We start from the raw sequence: 14,614 nt of genomic DNA, 5'->3' as shown, positions 1-14,614 counted from the left end.
ACGGCCAGGCATTCCCTTTCGCGGAATGCCTGGCCGTCGTTCCTTTTTTCCTCCGACAGAACATCGCGGTGATTATTAATTGCGTGACCCGTCCGTTATTCGCAAGGCCGCTCGAAGCTCCTACAGTCATTCACGCCGCCGGAATTCCGGACGGGTTTCGTATCGACAGCAGGAGCTCTTCATGTCGTTGACCGACAAGGCAGACGTCAGCACCTTCGTCGACCTCACCCAGCACGAGATCGAGGCCCTGAAGACCCGCTTCAACCTGGCCGACGCCCACACGCACCAGCGCCAGTCCGCCTCGCAGGAGCGAATCGTCTCGCGGCTCCCCGAGCTCTGGCACGAGTCGGAGACGAAGCAGCAGGCGCACTTCGAGCGCCAGTTCGTCGACGCCTTCTTCCGCCTGCACCAGCAGCCCACCGCCCGGGCGATGGACCGCACGCTCCTCTCGTACTCCGCCAGCGTCTCGACCATGGTCGCCGGCATGTTCCTCAAGCAGCGCGGGATGTCGGTGCAGCTGGTGGAGCCCTGCTTCGACAACCTGGTCGACCTGCTGCGCAACATGCAGGTGCCGCTCGGGCCGGTCGACGAGTCGGTGCTGCACGACAAGGACGCCATCTACGAGCGCCTGGTCGAGGCGATCCACGCGGACGCGATCTACCTGGTCGACCCGAACAACCCGACCGGCTTCACCCTGCTCGCCGAGAAGCTGGAGGGCTTCCGCGAGGTCGTCCGCTACTGCGTGGACCACGGCAAGGTCCTGGTGATGGACTTCTGCTTCGCCTCCTTCGCGCTGTGCGACGAGGGCATCGGCCGCGTCGACATCTACAAGCTCCTGGAGGAGTCCGGCGTCACCTACATGGTCATGGAGGACACCGGCAAGACCTGGCCGATCCAGGACGCCAAGTGCGCCATGATCACCTCCAGCCGGGACATCCAGGAGGAGGTCTACAACCTCCACACCAGCGTCCTGCTGAACGTCTCGCCGTTCGTCCTCAACATGGTCACGCAGTACATCGAGGACTCCATCGAGGACGGCTTCTCCTCCGTCCGCGACATCATCAAGACCAACGGCGAAGCCGCCCGCGCCGCCCTCGACGGCAGCATCCTGGAGTTCCAGGAGCCGGTCGTCGGCACCAGCGTCGCCTGGTTCCGCATCAGGCCGGAGCACCTGACCGCCACCCAGCTCCAGGCCGTCCTCTTCGACGAGGAGGTGTACGTCCTGCCGGGCACCTTCTTCTACTGGAACACCAAGGAGAAGGGCGAGCGCTTCGTCCGCCTGGCCCTGGCCCGCGAGCCCGAGGTGTTCGCCGGCGCGATGGAGCGGATGCGGAAGGTGCTCGAGCGCTATGCGGCCTGACACCACCCCCGAAGCGACGGACCACGCCCCCACGGTGTTCATCGACGCCACCCTCTTCATGGGCATGCACAGCGAGGACGACGCCGTCCGCACCGGCGCCAAGGCCTTCTTCGCCGGCCGGCTGGCCGCCGGGGACGCCGGCCGGGTCGTGATGAACTGGGAGCAGGTCGGCCGCTGCGACGACCTGGTGTGGGGCTACGAGCGGAAGGTCCAGGACGAGTACTACCCGTTCATGGACGTCCTCCACACCGACCTGGCCGTCGACCGCGTCCCGTACGACGAGGACGACCTGCGGCGGGCCTTCACCACCCCCGCGCTCGAAGGCCTGCCCACGCACGAGCGCCTGCTCCTCGCCCAGGTCATCGGCCGGGGCGGGACGCTGCACACGGCGAGCCCCCGGCTGCTCGGAAGGACCGACCTGCCCGTCGTGCCGGTCGGCGCCACCGCGGAGGCCTCGTTCCCCGCGTACCTGGAGGACCTCTACCGGCGCTCGCTGGTGCTGACGGTCGACTCCCACAACCTCTGAAGCCATTTCCGAAGGGCACCCCACTCATGCCTGACACCTACTCCGGGACCGTCGTCCCGCTGATCACCCCCCTCGACGAGCACGGCACCGTCGACGAGCAGAGCGTCGTCCGGCTCCTGGACCACATCCGGGCCGAGGTCACGGGCCTCATGCCGGCCCTGACCTCCGGCGAGGGCTGGAAGCTCGACGCCCGGCAGTGGCAGGACGTCGTCACGTACACCGTCAAGCACGCCGACGGCCTCCCCGTGCTCGCCGGGATCCAGCTCCCCGACACCGCCTCGGTGATCGACCGGGCCCGCACGGCCGCCGAGATCGGCGCGGACGCCGTCGTCGTCACCACGCCGTTCGGTGCCGAGGTGACGCAGGACCAGATCGTCGAGCACTACCGGGCGATCCGCGCGGCCCTCGACATACCGATCTTCCTCTACAACGAGGAGGCGCTGTCGGGCAATCGCATCGAGTTCGAGACCCTGATCCGGATCTGCGAGGAGATCCCCGGGATCGTCGGCATCAAGGAGTCCAGCGGCGACGCCGCCTTCACCCGCAGGATGGCCGGGGCCGGCACCGGCATCCCGGTCTTCGAGGGCTGGGAGAACCTCCTCGTCGACGCCCGCGGCATCCAGGGCTTCATCGGCCCGCTGGCCAACCTCGAACCCGCCCTGTGCAACGCCATGCTGGTCGATCCGACCCCGGACCGCCAAGCGGAGATCAACACCGTCTGCGAGAAGTACGGCGTCTTCAAGGACGACTGGTACCGGTGGGTGAAGAAGGAGCTGCACGCCCGCGGCGTGATCTCCTCCCCCACCACGCACGAGGAGGCGGAGGCGGCATGAGCGCGCCCTCGTCCCACGACTCCGTCCCGGTGGCCGCGCACTCGATCGCGGCCCCGGCCGCGACCTCCCAGCGCGAGCTGCACGCCCTCTACCGGCGGGTGCCCAACCTCGGCGACTACGGCTCGATGACCGCGATCGAGGAGCGGTGGATCCTGCCGAAGGCGCGGGCCCACGAGGCCTCCGCCCCCCGCTTCGGCTCGGCCGGCGAACTGCTCCAGGCGCTGAAGGAGTTCCTCGCCGAGGAGGAGGCCGCGCTCCCGGAGAGCGCGACCTTCCTCGCCGAGCACGCGACGCTCGACCAGTTCAAGGTGATCGTGCGGCAGTTCGCGCTCGACGGGCTCACCGAGTCCGAGTCGCTGCTCCCGGTCGTCCCCCGGCTGCCGTACCGCTCGGCGATGGCGGTCTTCCGGGTCCTCATCGACGAACTCGGCTGCGGCAACGAGGAGAAGGCGCACTCCCAGCTCTACCGGGACCTGCTCACCGAGCTCGGCATGAGCCTGGAGCTCGACGACTACCTCGACGAGACGACGCCGGAGTGCTACGCGTACGTCAACATGTTCCACTGGCTGGCGAGCCGCGCGTCGTCCCCGCAGTACTTCCTGGGGGCGTACGCCTACTTCGAGACCAGCGTCCTGTACGCCTTCCAGAGCTTCGCCCGGGCGGCGCGGCGCCTCGGGATCGTCCACGACGCGTACTACACCGAGCACCTCTACATCGACTCGTACCACTCCAACCACATGCGTACGGCGATCCGCGCGCTCGACGAGCCGGACTTCGCGAAGATCTGGGCGGGCGTGCGGCTGGCCTCCGACATCGTCGGCGAGGCCCAGGAAGCCGCGATCGCGCGGGCGCGGGAGACCGTCGCATGACGGCCGTGCCCGCCGGGCGGCAGGGCTCCGGCGAGCCCACCGTCCGCCAGGTGACCGAGGACCTGGTCCTGGTCGAGGTCGGCGGCCGCAAGGTCCTCGCGGCCGCCGTCTGCCCCCACCGCGGGGGCCGGCTCAAGTACGGCAGGGTCGACGGGGACAGGCTGCGGATCACCTGCCCCCTGCACCACACGACCTTCGACCTGACCAGCGGCGAGCGCACCTCGGGGGCGGCTTGCGCCGCCCTCCGGGTGGTCGACGTGCTGCCCGGCCAGGACCGTCCCGGGGACCCTGCCGGGGGCGCCTCATGACCACCACACCGACCGGGGCGGCGTCCACCGCGACGCCGCCCCGTGCGGCGGTCGACCACGACGGCGTCGCGCCGGTGCCCGAGGCCGAGCGCACCTCGACGCCGGGCGACTTCGGCTGGATCTGGCCCTCCGCGCAGTTCTCGTTCGGCACGGTGGTGCTCGGCGCGCTGCCCGTGGTCTTCGGTCTCGGCTGGTGGGCGTCGGCGAGCGCGATCGCGGCGGGCGTCGCCGTCGGGACGGCGCTGCTCGCGCCGCTCGCCCGGTTCGGCGTCCGCACCGGCACCAACGATCCGGTGTCGAGCGGGGCGCACTTCGGCGTGCGGGGCAGGGTCGTCGGCAACGTCATCACGGTGGTGACGGCGCTCGGCTTCTTCGCGATCGCGGTGTGGACGGGCGGCACGGCCGTCATGGTCGCGGGCCACCGGCTGCTGTCCACGCCGACGGGTCCGGGCGCGCTGACCGTCGCGATGTTCGTGACGGCGGCGGCGGTCGCGCTGGTCGCCGTGCGCGGGCACGAGACGCTGGTCCGGACGTACCGGATCACGGCGGTCACCGGCGGGGCGGTCCTGCTCGGCACCGCCCTCGTGCTCGCCCCCCGCTTCGACGCGGGCTACGCCGGTGGGGTCCTGGCGCTCGACAGCACCCTGGACACCTGGCTGCTCGCGGCGACCGCGTCCGCGACCGTGCCCCTGTCGTACGCCACGTTCCAGGGCGACTACACCCGCTACATGCCGGCCACCACCCCCACCGGCCGGGTGGTGCGGGCGAGCGGCGTCTCGATGTTCCTCAGCAGTCTCGCGGCCCTGCTCACCGGCGCGTACGTGACAACGCTCTTCCCCGTGCCCGACGAGCCGTGGCTGCAGGGCCTCACGGACGCGGTGCCGGGCTGGTTCGCGGTGGCCGTGGTGGTCTTCGGCTTCGCGGGCACCCTGCCGCAGGCCGGTCTCTGCCTGTACGCGGCCGGGCTCTCCGCCAACTCGGTGTTCTGGCGCTCCTCGCGGGCCGCCGTGACCACGGTGGTCGCGCTGCTCGCGGCGGCCGTGCTGTACCTCGGGGCGGTGGTGTACGACGCGATGGACGCCATGTCGGCGTTCGTGACGCTGCTGCTCACGGTCGTGGCCCCGTGGGCGGCCGTGCTCTCCGTCGGGTACGTGCTCCACCGGGGCCGGTACGACGCGGAGGCGCTGCGGACGTTCACCACGGGCGGCGGCGGACGGTACTGGTACACGGGCGGGGTCAACCCGAGGGCCGCCACGGCCTTCGCGGCCGGCGCCTTCGTGGGTGTCCTCTGGGTCAACAACCCGCTGTACACCGGCCCGTTGACCGGCCTCACGGGCGGGGTGGACCTGAGCCTGCCGGCCTCCTTCCTGGTCGCCGCCGTGCTGTACGGGGTGGTGTGCCGGGTGTGGCCGGAGCCGCTGCTGCCGCCGTCACGAGCGTCGAGGTGATGCCATGTCCACGGTCCGACTGACGGTGAGATCGGTCGTCGAGGAGGCGGACGGCGTACGGGGGCTGTTCCTGGCGGATGCCACGGGCGCCGACCTGGCGCCCTGGGAGCCGGGCGCCCACCTGGAGGTGACGCTGCCGTCGGGCGCGGTCCGGCACTACTCGCTCTGCGGCGATCCGGCCGACCGGAGCGTCTACCGGCTCGGGGTGCTGCGGGAGCCGGCGGGGCGGGGCGGCTCCGAGGAGATCCACGCCTCGGTCGGGGAAGGCACGGTCCTCGGCGTCCGCGGCCCGTTCAACCGCTTCCCGCTGGTGCCCGCCGAGCGGTACCTGTTCGTCGCGGGCGGCATCGGCATCACCCCGCTGCTGCCGATGGTCCGCTCCCTGCCGCCGGGCTCGTGGTCCCTGCTGTACGGCGGCCGGAGCCTGGCGTCCATGGCGTACCGCGAGGAGCTCGCCGGACTCCCGGGGGTCACGCTCGTCCCGCAGGACACGGCGGGGCTGCCCGACCTGGACGGTGTCCTCGCCGGGCTGCCGGCGGACACGGCCGTGTACTGCTGCGGACCCGAGGGGCTGCTGCGGGCGGTGGAGGACCGGTGGCCGGGTCCGCTGCACACGGAGCGGTTCGGTGCGGCGCCGGTGGAGGGGCCCTCCGGCGAGGGCGGGTTCGAGGTCGAGCTGCGGCGGACCGGGCGGACTCTGCGCGTGGAGCCCGGACGGACCCTGCTCGACACCGTGCGCGAGGTGGTGCCGGATGTGGCGTACTCCTGCGAAGAAGGCTGGTGCGGCACCTGTGAGACGAAGGTGCTCGCCGGGACTCCCGAGCACCACGACTCCGTCCTCGGCGAGGACGAGAAGGCCTCGGGGGCGACGATGATGATCTGCGTGGGGCGCTCGTGCGGCCCCCGCCTCGTGCTGGATCTCTGACGTGCGCAAGCCCGTACCGGCCGATGTGCCGGTACGGGCTTCCGCGTGCCGTCAGTCGAAGACGACGAGGGCGCGGCCGCCCTTGCCCGCGAGCATGTTCTCGAAGGCGCCCGGGATGCCCTCCAGGGTGATCCGCTCGGTGACGAGGGCGCCGAGGTCGAAACGGCCGGCCCGGATGTGCTCGGCGAGCACCGGCAGGTCCTCGGCCGGGTTCGAGTTGCCGTAGACGCAGCCCGCCAGGGTGCGGCCCCAGTGGAAGATCTCCAGGGCGTTGAAGGTGACCTGCTGGTCCTTGCCGCCGATGCCGACGACCGTGGTGCGGCCGCCGCGCCGGGTGGACTCCCAGGCGGTCCGGATGGTGACGGCCCGGCCGACGCACTCGACGGCCACGTCGACGCCCTGGCCACCGGTCAGCTTCCGGATGTCCTTGGCGGTGGTCTCGGAGGCGACGACGTACTCGGTGGCTCCGGCGGCCCGCGCGAGCGCCTCCTTCTCCGGGGAGACGTCCACGGCGACGACGGTCGACGCGCCCGCGATCCGGGCGGCCTGGAGCGTGGCGAGGCCCACCCCGCCGACGCCGAAGACGGCGACGGTCTCGCCCTCCCTGACCCTGGCGGAGTGGTGGACGGCGCCCCAGCCGGTGAGGACGGCGCAGCCGAGGAGGGCGGCGTCGGTGAGCGGCACCCCCTCCGGGGCGGGCAGGACGCAGTTCGCGGCGACGACCGTCTCCTCGGCGAAGGCGGCGACGTTGAGTCCGGGGTGGAGGTCCCTGCCGTCCTCGGTGCGGGCGTGGATGTTCGCCGCGCCGGTCAGGGCGTTCACGCAGAGCCAGACCTCGCCCAGCGAGCAGGGGTGGCAACTGCCGCAGGACGGCGCCCAGTTGAGGACGACGCCGTCGCCGGGGGCGACGTGGGTGACGCCCTCGCCGACGGAGACGACGGTGCCCGCGCCCTCGTGGCCGAGGACGGCCGGGACGGGCACGCGCATGGTGCCGTTCGAGAGGGAGAGGTCGGAGTGGCAGACCCCGGCGGCGGCGAGCCGGACCCGGACCCGGCCGGGGCCGGGCTCGGGGAGTTCGATGCCGGTGATCTCCAGCGGAGAGCCGACGGCGGGCAGGACGGCGGCGCGGATCACGCGTCTCTCCTCGATGCCTAGAACTGCAGGGACTTGGTCTGGAGGTACTCGGCGAGGCCGTGCGCGCCGAGCTCCCGGCCGACGCCGGACTGCTTGTACCCGCCGAAGGGGGCCAGCGGGTTGAAGCGGCCGCCGTTGATGTCGACCTGGCCGGTGTCCATGCGGCGGGCGAAGGCGACGGCCGCCCCGGGCTCGCCCCAGACGGCTCCGGCGAGGCCGTAGACGGTCCCGTTGGCGATGGCGAGGGCCTCGTCCTCGTCCTCGTACCGCAGGAGCGAGACGACGGGGCCGAAGATCTCCTCCTGCGCGATGGTCATGTCGGGGGTGACGTCGGCGAAGACGGTCGGGGAGACGTAGTAGCCGGTCTCGCGCGGGGCCTCGGGGCCGCCGGCGACGAGCCGGGCGCCCTCCTCGATCCCCTTCTCGATGTAGCCGCGGACCCGCTCCTGCTGCTTGGCGTTGACGAGGGGGCCGACGCGCTCGCCGGGGACGTACTTGGCGACGGCCTCGGCGGCGAGCGCCACCGCCTCCTCGTACCGGTCGGCGGGGATCAGCATCCGGGTCCAGGCGCTGCACGTCTGGCCGGAGTTGGACATGACGTTGGCGATGCCGACGGCCACGGCCTTGGGCAGGTCGGCGCTCGGCAGGATCACGTTCGCGGACTTGCCGCCGAGTTCGAGTGCCACCCGCTTGACGGCGCCGCCCGCGAGGGCGCCGATGCGGCGGCCGACCGCGGTGGAGCCGGTGAAGGAGACGAGGTCCACGTCGGGGTGCTCCGCGAGCGCCTGCCCGGCGACCGGGCCGAGACCGGTGACCAGGTTGAAGACGCCGGCGGGCAGACCGGCCTCGTGGACGGCCTCCGCGAAGAGCTGCGCGGTGAGCGGGGTGTCCTCGGCGGGCTTGAGGACGGTGGTGCAGCCGGCGGCGAGGGCCGGGGCGACCTTGGCGACGATCTGGTGGAGCGGGTAGTTCCAGGGGGTGATGGCGGCGACGACGCCGACCGGCTCGGCGTAGACGGTGGAGTTGCCGACCTTCTCCTCGAAGGGGTGGGTGGCGGCGAGTTCGGCGTAGCTGCCGGCGACGGCGATCGGCAGTCCGGCGTGGACGGCGGCGGCGAGCTGCGGCGGGGCGCCGAGCTCGGCGGTGACGGTCGCGGCGATCTCCTCCGCGCGGGCGGCGAGCGCGTCGCGGAGGGCGGCGATCCGGGCTGCGCGCTCGGCGGGCGGGGTGGCCGCCCAGCCGGGGAGCGCGGCGCGGGCGGCGCGTACGGCGGCGTCGACGTCCTCGGCGGTGCCGGCGGGGACGTGGCCGATGACCTGCTCGTCGGCCGGGTTGACGACCGGGATCGTGTCCGTGGAGGAAGCGGGGCGCCACTCCCCGCCGATGTACATCGCGTCGTGGGCCTTCATCCGCTGTCTCCTCAGGTCGCCCGTGCGTGGTCCGTGCGTGGTCCGACCCAAACTAGCGCTGTTAGTTTTCCGACGCCAGAGCCCGCCGGAGTGCCTCCGGTCTCACCGGGCCGCACGCTCCGGTCCCGGTCGGCGGCGCGCCACCGCACCGCTCGATCGTGCCGCCCCGGCCCACACCCTGTCCACGCCGGTCCCGTACGGCCGTACGACTCCGGAACCCGCCGGATCCGGGACGGCCCGAGCGTCGGGGCACGGCACACGCCCCGGTCGACGGAGCGGCTGGGTTCCGTCGACCGGGGCGTGGGTTCGTGTGCGGGCCCGGCCGGTCCAGGGCCGTGGGGCCGGGCGCCGGGGTCAGATCTTCTGGGCGATCTCGGTGAGGTGGGCGAAGACGACGATGTTCGCCTCGTAGCCCTTGCCCCGGTCGAAGGCTCCGCCGCAGGTGAGCAGCCGCAGTTCGGGCCGCCCGGTGTCTCCGTACACCTCCTTGTCGGGGAAGGCGTTCTTGGCGTACGTCCCGACGCGGTCGACCGTGAAGACGGCGACCTTGCCGTCGGCGCGGGCGACCCGGACGGTGTTGCCGGCGCTGAGCGAGTTGAGGTTGAGGAAGACGGCGGGCCCGGTGCGGGTGTCGCGGTGGCCGACGACGACGGCGGTTCCGCGCTCGCCGGGGGCGGGCCCCTTGGCGTACCAGCCGGCGACGCGAGGATTGTCGACGGGCGGCGTGCCGAGCCGTCCGGTGGCGTCGAGACCGAGCTCGATCACGGGGGCCTCGATGGTGATGGCCGGGACGGCGACGGTGACGGGACGCGATCGGGCCAGCGGGGCGGGTGGGGGCGCGGGCCGGGGCGTGGTCTTGGGCCGCGGCCGGGGCGTGGCCTTGGGGAGCGCCCGGGGCTTCGGCTTGTGGTCCAGGGCGGCGGGCTCTCCGGCCGCCGCCCCGGCCCGGCCGGGAGCGGCCGGGCCTGCGGCGAGCGGCGGGTCGGCCGGTTCCCCGTCACCGGCCCACCAGACACCCCCCGTCACCAGGACCACGGCCATCGCCGTGGTCCTGGCGAGCCGGAGCAGGCGCCGCTGCCTGCGGGTGAAGCGGGACCTACGCGGCGCCATTGTCGCGGCGGCGCGAGCGGCGGATCAGGACGAGCCCGGCCGTGCCGGCGAGGCCGGCGGCGACGGCCGCCCCGACGCCGAAGGCGGAGGAGTCCTCGGCGGCGAGCTGCGCGCTGCCGCCACCGCCGGCGCCGACCGGGCCGTGCGGGGGCCGGCCGTGGCCGTGGCCGTGGCCGCCGCCGTTCCCGCCGTTGCCGTTCCCGCCGTTCCCGTTGCCGCCGTTTCCGTTCCCGCCGTTGCCGTTCCCGCCGTTGCCGTTGTCGTCGCATTCGGAGATGACGTTGAAGACCTTCGACTTCGGGGCGCCGTTCTTGCCCTCCCACGTCCACTCGACCTTGTACATGCCGACCGGCAGGCGGAGCGGTCTCGCCGTGGCCCCGTTACCGGTGACGGGGTCGATGGAGACGGCCGTGGGCCCCAGCACCGGCTGGTCCCCGTTGCCCGGCTGACCCGGCTGCAGGAAGATCGAGTAGGTGATGCTCGACAGGCCGTCGAAGTTGAGGGCGGCGAGCTTGAAGGGGCAGTTGACACGGGGCTCGTTGACCGGGTCGGTGTCGCTCGTGGCCGCCTGGTGAACCTTGACGTCACCGTCGTCGCCGGGCGCGGCGAAGGCCGCCGGGGCGCCCCCGAGGGTGACGGTGCTGAGCGCCAGGGTGGCGAGCGCCGCCCGGAGCAGGGCGCGGGTGGGGGGTGTCGTCATGGTGGAGGTCCTCCAGTCGTGAACTCATCGGACGCTTACTGCGATAATCCGACTATCTGTCACAAACTGGGCACGGAGGGTGGCGACCCGACGCGCCACCCTCCGACTTCCACCCGTCCGGCTCACCCCCGCCCACGGGCGACGGGGCCCGGCCGGGTCAGATGATCCCGAAGAGGATCCCGGCCGCCAACACGACCAGCGAGGTCAGCGCGGCCCACTTCACCGTGAACCTGGTGTGGTCGCCGAACTCCACCTTCGCCATGCCGACCAGCACGTACACGGCGGGGACCAGCGGGCTCGACATGTGCAGGGCCTGGCCGACCAGCGAGGCGCGGGCGATCTCCAGGGACGACACGCCGTGGGCCGCGCCCGCCTCCGCGAGGACCGGGACCACGCCGAAGTAGAAGCCGTCGTTCGACATGAAGTACGTGAGCGGGACGCTCAGCACGCCGGTGACCAGGGCCATGTGCGGGCCCATGCCCTCGGGGATGGCGCCGACGAGCCAGTCGGCCATGTGCTTGACCATGCCTGTGCCGGTGAGGACGCCGGTGAAGACGGCGGCGGCGAAGACCATGCCGGCGACGTTGAGGACGTTGTCCGCGTGGGCGGCGATCCGCTCCTTCTGCTCGGTCATCTTCGGGAAGTTGACGGTGAGCGCGAGGGCGGCGCCCAGGAGGAACAGCACCGGGATCGGCAGCAGTTCGAGGATCATCGCGGCGAGCAGGGCGACGGTCAGGCCGGCGTTGAACCAGTACAGCCGGGGACGGAGCGTCGCGCGCTTCGGGTCGAGCCCCTGGAAGCCGTCGCTCTCGTCGGCGCCCGTACCGGCGACCTCTCCGGCGGCGGCCGTCGCCTTCCTGTCGCCGCCCTGGCCCTTGCCCCCGCCCTTGCCGCCGCCCGCCGTGACCAGCACCGCGTCGGTCTCCGGGACCAGGACCTCGTCGAGGGTCAGGTAGCCGATGCGCTTGCGCTCGCGGCGGCCGAGCACGTACGCCAGCACGAAGACGAAGAGCAGGCCCACGCCGAGCGCGGGGATCATCGGCACGAAGATGTCGGCGGCGTCCAGCTTGAGCGCGGTCGCGGCGCGGGCGGTGGGTCCGCCCCACGGCAGGGTGTTCATGACGCCGTTGGCCATGGCGGCGACACCCGTCATGACCACCAGGCTCATCCTGAGCCGCTTGTAGAGCGGATACATCGCCGAGACGGTGATCATGAAGGTGGTGGAGCCGTCGCCGTCCAGCGAGACGATCGCGGCGAGCAGCGCCGTGCCCACGACGACCCGCACGGGGTCCGCCTTGCAGAAGCGCAGGATGCCCCGGACGATCGGGTCGAAGAGACCGACGTCGATCATGACGCCGAAGTAGACGATCGCGAACATCAGCATCGCGGCGGTCGGCGCCAGCTTGCCGACGCCTTCGATGACGTAGTCGCCGAGCTGGGCCCCCTGCCCGACCGCGACGCAGAACAGCGCGGGAATCAGTACGAGCGCCGCGATCGGCGACATCTTCTTGAGCATGATCAGGACCAGGAAGGTCGCGATCATGGCGAAGCCGAGGACGGTCAGCATGGAGGACACCTCACGTTCACCCTTGAACTGCCGCCGAGCGGCGGTCCGGATGACCGTAGGTGCCCTCTTCCGCCCTTAACAAGACGTTGACGCGTGAGCAATACGAGCAAAACCCCAGGTCAGAGAAGTGGGGCTAGGAGAGGGGCGACACCTCCACGGGGAAGCCGTTCAGGACGGCCGTCCCGGACAGGGGGTCGATCCGGGACCCGTCGAGCAGTTGGTTGACGTTGACGCCGGGGCGGGCGGAGGCGACGGCGAGCCGGGTGCCCGGCCGGTCGTGGCCCCAGCCGTGCGGGAGGCTGACGACGCCCGGCCGCACGCCGTCGGTGACCTCCACCGGCACCTCCAGCTCACCGCCCTCCCCCTTCACGCGCGCCACCCCGCCGTCGGTCAGCCGCAGCCGCTCCGCGTCCTCGGGGTGCACCTGGAGGGTGCAGCGGTTCGAACCTCCGCCCAGGGCCGGGGTGTTGTGCAGCCAGCTGTTGTTGGAGCGCAGGTGCCTGCGCCCGACGAGCTGGAGGGTCCCCGGCTCCGGTACGGCGTCGAGGGCGGCCCGCAGCCGGGGCAGGTCGGCGGCGAGGGGCTCCGGGAACAGCTCGATCCGTCCGCTGCGGGTCTTGAGGAGCGCCGGCAGGCGCGGCTTCAGCGGGCCGAGGTCGATGCCGTGCGGGTGTGCCTTCAGCTCGTCGAGGGTGAGGCCGTACGGCCCGAGCCGCAGCATCAGGTCGAGCCGCCGCTCGGCTCCGGTGGTGCCGGAGAGCCGGGCGGCGAACTCCTCGGGATCCGCGCCGTACGCCGGGGAGTGCTCCTGCGTCACGGCCTTGGCGAGGGTCGTGTCGATGGCGAGGTCGTCGACGGCGGACGGCGGCGCGCCGTGCTCCCCCAAGCTCTCGGCTTCGCTCGAGCAGGGGGGACCCCCCTCGGACACAGCGAGGATCAGCCGGGCGTGGATCTCGCACTCGTCCATGCGGTCCGCTTCGAGGGGGACGGCCGCCGGTGTGTAGCGGGCCTGGTCGCGGACGGCGAAGGAGTTGAAGGCGAAGTCGAAGTGGGCGCTCCGGGAGGGCGGCGGCGGAGGCAGCAGGACGTCGGCGTGGCGGGTGGTCTCGTTGAGGTACGGGTCGACGGCGACCATCAGGTCGAGGGAACCGAGGGCCGCGTCGAGGCGGTCCCCGTCGGGGGCGGAGAGGACGGGGTTGGCGGCGACGGTGATCACCGCGCGGATGCGCCCCTCCCCCGGCGTCTCGATCTCCTCGGCGAGGGCGACGAGCGGCAACTCGCCCTTGACCTCGGGGTGGTGCGAGACCCTGCTGTGCCGGCGCCCGAGGGCGAAGCCCCTGCCGGGGCCGGCGGGGCGGGGCGCGGGCGCGGTGGCGGAGAGCGGGAAGAGCGCGCCGCCGGGCCGGTCGAGGTTGCCGGTGAGGACGTTGAGGACGTCGACGAGCCAGTTGGCGAGGCTGCCGTACGCCACGGTGGAGCTGCCCATCCGCCCGTAGACGGCGGCGGTGGGCGCGGCGGCGAGCTCCCGGGCGAGGGTGCGGATGGTGTCCGCGTCCACGTCGCAGGCGGCGGCGACCGCCTCGGGACTGAACTCCCGTACCGCGGTCCGTACTTCCTCGACGCCCTCCACATGGGCGGCGAGCGGGCCGAGGTCGGTGAGGTCCTCGTCGAAGAGGGTGTGGACGAGGGCGGCGAGGAGCAGTGCGTCGGCGCCGGGGCGGATCGCGACGTGCCGGTCGGCGAGGCGGGCGGTGCGGGTGCGTCGGGGGTCGACGACGGTGAGGGTGCCGCCGCGCCGGCGCAGTGCCTTGAGCCTGCCGGGGAAGTCGGGGGCGGTGCACAGGCTGCCGTTGGAGTCCAGCGGGTTGGCTCCGAGGACCAGCAGGTGGTCGGTGCGGTCCAGGTCCGGCACGGGGACGGCGAGCGGGTCTCCGAAGAGCAGGCCGCTGGAGACGTGCTTGGGCATCTGGTCGAGCGTGGAGGCGGTGAAGAGGTTCCGGGTGCGCAGCGCGCCGATCAGCAGGGGCGGGTAGAGGGCGCCGGCCATCGTGTGCACGTTGGGGTTGCCCAGGACGATCCCCACGGAGTCCGGCCCGTGTTCCTCGACGATCGGGCGGATCCGGGCGGCGATCGTGTCGAACGCCTCGGCCCAGGGGACCTCCTGGAGTCTGCCGTCCTTGCGGACCATGGGGGTGCGGAGCCGGTCGGGGTCGGCGTCGATCTCGGGGAAGGAAGCGCCCTTGGGACAGATGAACCCCTGGCTGAAGACGTCGTCGCGGTCGCCGCGCGCCCCGGTGACGCGGCTCCCGTCGAGCGTCAGGGTGAGTCCGCAGGTCGCTTCGCAGAGGGGGCAGATGCGCAGGGCGGTGGGCATGGCGTCTCCCTGGGTGCGTCGGGTGACGCCGAGCCTACCGACCGGTAGGCA

General features: G+C 72.5%; 13 protein-coding genes. 7 read left to right on the top strand and 6 right to left on the bottom strand.

All coding sequences use genetic code 11. From position 1 onward, the window contains the following. Positions 1-181: 181 nt before the first annotated feature. From ABZ318_RS10305 to ABZ318_RS10275, 7 genes are read left to right on the top strand one after another with little or no spacing between them, the layout of a single operon-like run. Positions 182-1,360 (top strand): aminotransferase class I/II-fold pyridoxal phosphate-dependent enzyme, encoded by a 1,179-nt coding sequence (locus ABZ318_RS10305; protein ID WP_356902046.1) that lies wholly within the window; start codon positions 182-184, stop codon positions 1,358-1,360. Then, positions 1,350-1,886: a DUF6190 family protein gene (locus ABZ318_RS10300; RefSeq protein WP_356902045.1), complete on the top strand. Its 537-nt coding sequence runs from the start codon at positions 1,350-1,352 to the stop codon at positions 1,884-1,886. Before ABZ318_RS10305 ends, ABZ318_RS10300 begins: the two co-directional genes overlap by 11 nt. Before the next feature lie 26 nt (positions 1,887-1,912). Further along, positions 1,913-2,719 (top strand): dihydrodipicolinate synthase family protein, encoded by an 807-nt coding sequence (locus ABZ318_RS10295; protein ID WP_356902044.1) that lies wholly within the window; start codon positions 1,913-1,915, stop codon positions 2,717-2,719. Further along, the gene (locus ABZ318_RS10290) at positions 2,716-3,588 is read left to right on the top strand and encodes an iron-containing redox enzyme family protein (RefSeq protein WP_356902043.1); all 873 of its coding nucleotides are present in this window, start codon (positions 2,716-2,718) and stop codon (positions 3,586-3,588) included. The genes ABZ318_RS10295 and ABZ318_RS10290 overlap by 4 nt, the downstream gene beginning before the upstream one ends. After that, the gene (locus ABZ318_RS10285) at positions 3,585-3,896 is read left to right on the top strand and encodes a Rieske (2Fe-2S) protein (protein ID WP_356902042.1); all 312 of its coding nucleotides are present in this window, start codon (positions 3,585-3,587) and stop codon (positions 3,894-3,896) included. The genes ABZ318_RS10290 and ABZ318_RS10285 overlap by 4 nt, the downstream gene beginning before the upstream one ends. Next, the gene (locus ABZ318_RS10280) at positions 3,893-5,344 is read left to right on the top strand and encodes a cytosine permease (RefSeq protein WP_356902041.1); all 1,452 of its coding nucleotides are present in this window, start codon (positions 3,893-3,895) and stop codon (positions 5,342-5,344) included. Before ABZ318_RS10285 ends, ABZ318_RS10280 begins: the two co-directional genes overlap by 4 nt. A gap of 4 nt (positions 5,345-5,348) precedes the next feature. Then, positions 5,349-6,269, top strand: coding sequence for a PDR/VanB family oxidoreductase (locus ABZ318_RS10275; protein WP_356902040.1), 921 nt, complete (start codon positions 5,349-5,351; stop codon positions 6,267-6,269). A 51-nt stretch (positions 6,270-6,320) separates the two neighbouring features. Here ABZ318_RS10275 and ABZ318_RS10270 read toward each other — a convergent pair whose 3' ends face one another. From ABZ318_RS10270 to ABZ318_RS10245, 6 genes are all read right to left on the bottom strand, one after another. Continuing rightward, positions 6,321-7,403: a Zn-dependent alcohol dehydrogenase gene (locus ABZ318_RS10270; protein WP_356902039.1), complete on the bottom strand. Its 1,083-nt coding sequence runs from the start codon at positions 7,401-7,403 to the stop codon at positions 6,321-6,323. A gap of 17 nt (positions 7,404-7,420) precedes the next feature. After that, complete coding sequence (locus tag ABZ318_RS10265; protein WP_356902038.1) at positions 7,421-8,812, bottom strand: aldehyde dehydrogenase family protein; 1,392 nt, start codon at positions 8,810-8,812, stop codon at positions 7,421-7,423. 354 nt (positions 8,813-9,166) lie between these two features. Next, positions 9,167-9,922, bottom strand: coding sequence for a class F sortase (locus ABZ318_RS10260; protein ID WP_356902037.1), 756 nt, complete (start codon positions 9,920-9,922; stop codon positions 9,167-9,169). Beyond that, positions 9,909-10,622: a hypothetical protein gene (locus tag ABZ318_RS10255; protein WP_356902036.1), complete on the bottom strand. Its 714-nt coding sequence runs from the start codon at positions 10,620-10,622 to the stop codon at positions 9,909-9,911. The genes ABZ318_RS10260 and ABZ318_RS10255 overlap by 14 nt, the downstream gene beginning before the upstream one ends. A gap of 157 nt (positions 10,623-10,779) precedes the next feature. Next, positions 10,780-12,189 (bottom strand): citrate:proton symporter, encoded by a 1,410-nt coding sequence (locus tag ABZ318_RS10250; protein ID WP_356902035.1) that lies wholly within the window; start codon positions 12,187-12,189, stop codon positions 10,780-10,782. Between the two features lie 133 nt (positions 12,190-12,322). Continuing rightward, positions 12,323-14,563 carry a molybdopterin-dependent oxidoreductase gene (locus tag ABZ318_RS10245; RefSeq protein ID WP_356902034.1) on the bottom strand — a complete coding sequence of 747 codons (2,241 nt, stop codon included), beginning with the start codon at positions 14,561-14,563 and terminating at the stop codon, positions 12,323-12,325. Between the last annotated feature and the right edge of the window lie 51 nt (positions 14,564-14,614).

Origin of the sequence: Streptomyces sp. NPDC006197, assembly GCF_040613865.1 — a bacterium.
Classification (GTDB): domain Bacteria; phylum Actinomycetota; class Actinomycetes; order Streptomycetales; family Streptomycetaceae; genus Streptomyces.
This window is presented reverse-complemented; position numbering and strand designations above follow the sequence as displayed.

Excerpts from the sequence above, each read along its gene's own strand:
- ABZ318_RS10285 (WP_356902042.1), top strand. The coding sequence starts at position 3,585 with ATGACGGCCGTGCCCGCCGGGCGGCAGGGCTCCGGCGAGCCCACCGTC.
- ABZ318_RS10300 (WP_356902045.1), top strand. The coding sequence starts at position 1,350 with ATGCGGCCTGACACCACCCCCGAAGCGACGGACCACGCCCCCACGGTG.
- ABZ318_RS10265 (WP_356902038.1), bottom strand. The coding sequence starts at position 8,812 with ATGAAGGCCCACGACGCGATGTACATCGGCGGGGAGTGGCGCCCCGCT.
- ABZ318_RS10245 (WP_356902034.1), bottom strand. The coding sequence starts at position 14,563 with ATGCCCACCGCCCTGCGCATCTGCCCCCTCTGCGAAGCGACCTGCGGA.
- ABZ318_RS10305 (WP_356902046.1), top strand. The coding sequence starts at position 182 with ATGTCGTTGACCGACAAGGCAGACGTCAGCACCTTCGTCGACCTCACC.
- ABZ318_RS10290 (WP_356902043.1), top strand. The coding sequence starts at position 2,716 with ATGAGCGCGCCCTCGTCCCACGACTCCGTCCCGGTGGCCGCGCACTCG.
- ABZ318_RS10280 (WP_356902041.1), top strand. The coding sequence starts at position 3,893 with ATGACCACCACACCGACCGGGGCGGCGTCCACCGCGACGCCGCCCCGT.
- ABZ318_RS10260 (WP_356902037.1), bottom strand. The coding sequence starts at position 9,922 with ATGGCGCCGCGTAGGTCCCGCTTCACCCGCAGGCAGCGGCGCCTGCTC.
- ABZ318_RS10295 (WP_356902044.1), top strand. The coding sequence starts at position 1,913 with ATGCCTGACACCTACTCCGGGACCGTCGTCCCGCTGATCACCCCCCTC.
- ABZ318_RS10250 (WP_356902035.1), bottom strand. The coding sequence starts at position 12,189 with ATGCTGACCGTCCTCGGCTTCGCCATGATCGCGACCTTCCTGGTCCTG.
- ABZ318_RS10255 (WP_356902036.1), bottom strand. The coding sequence starts at position 10,622 with ATGACGACACCCCCCACCCGCGCCCTGCTCCGGGCGGCGCTCGCCACC.
- ABZ318_RS10275 (WP_356902040.1), top strand. The coding sequence starts at position 5,349 with ATGTCCACGGTCCGACTGACGGTGAGATCGGTCGTCGAGGAGGCGGAC.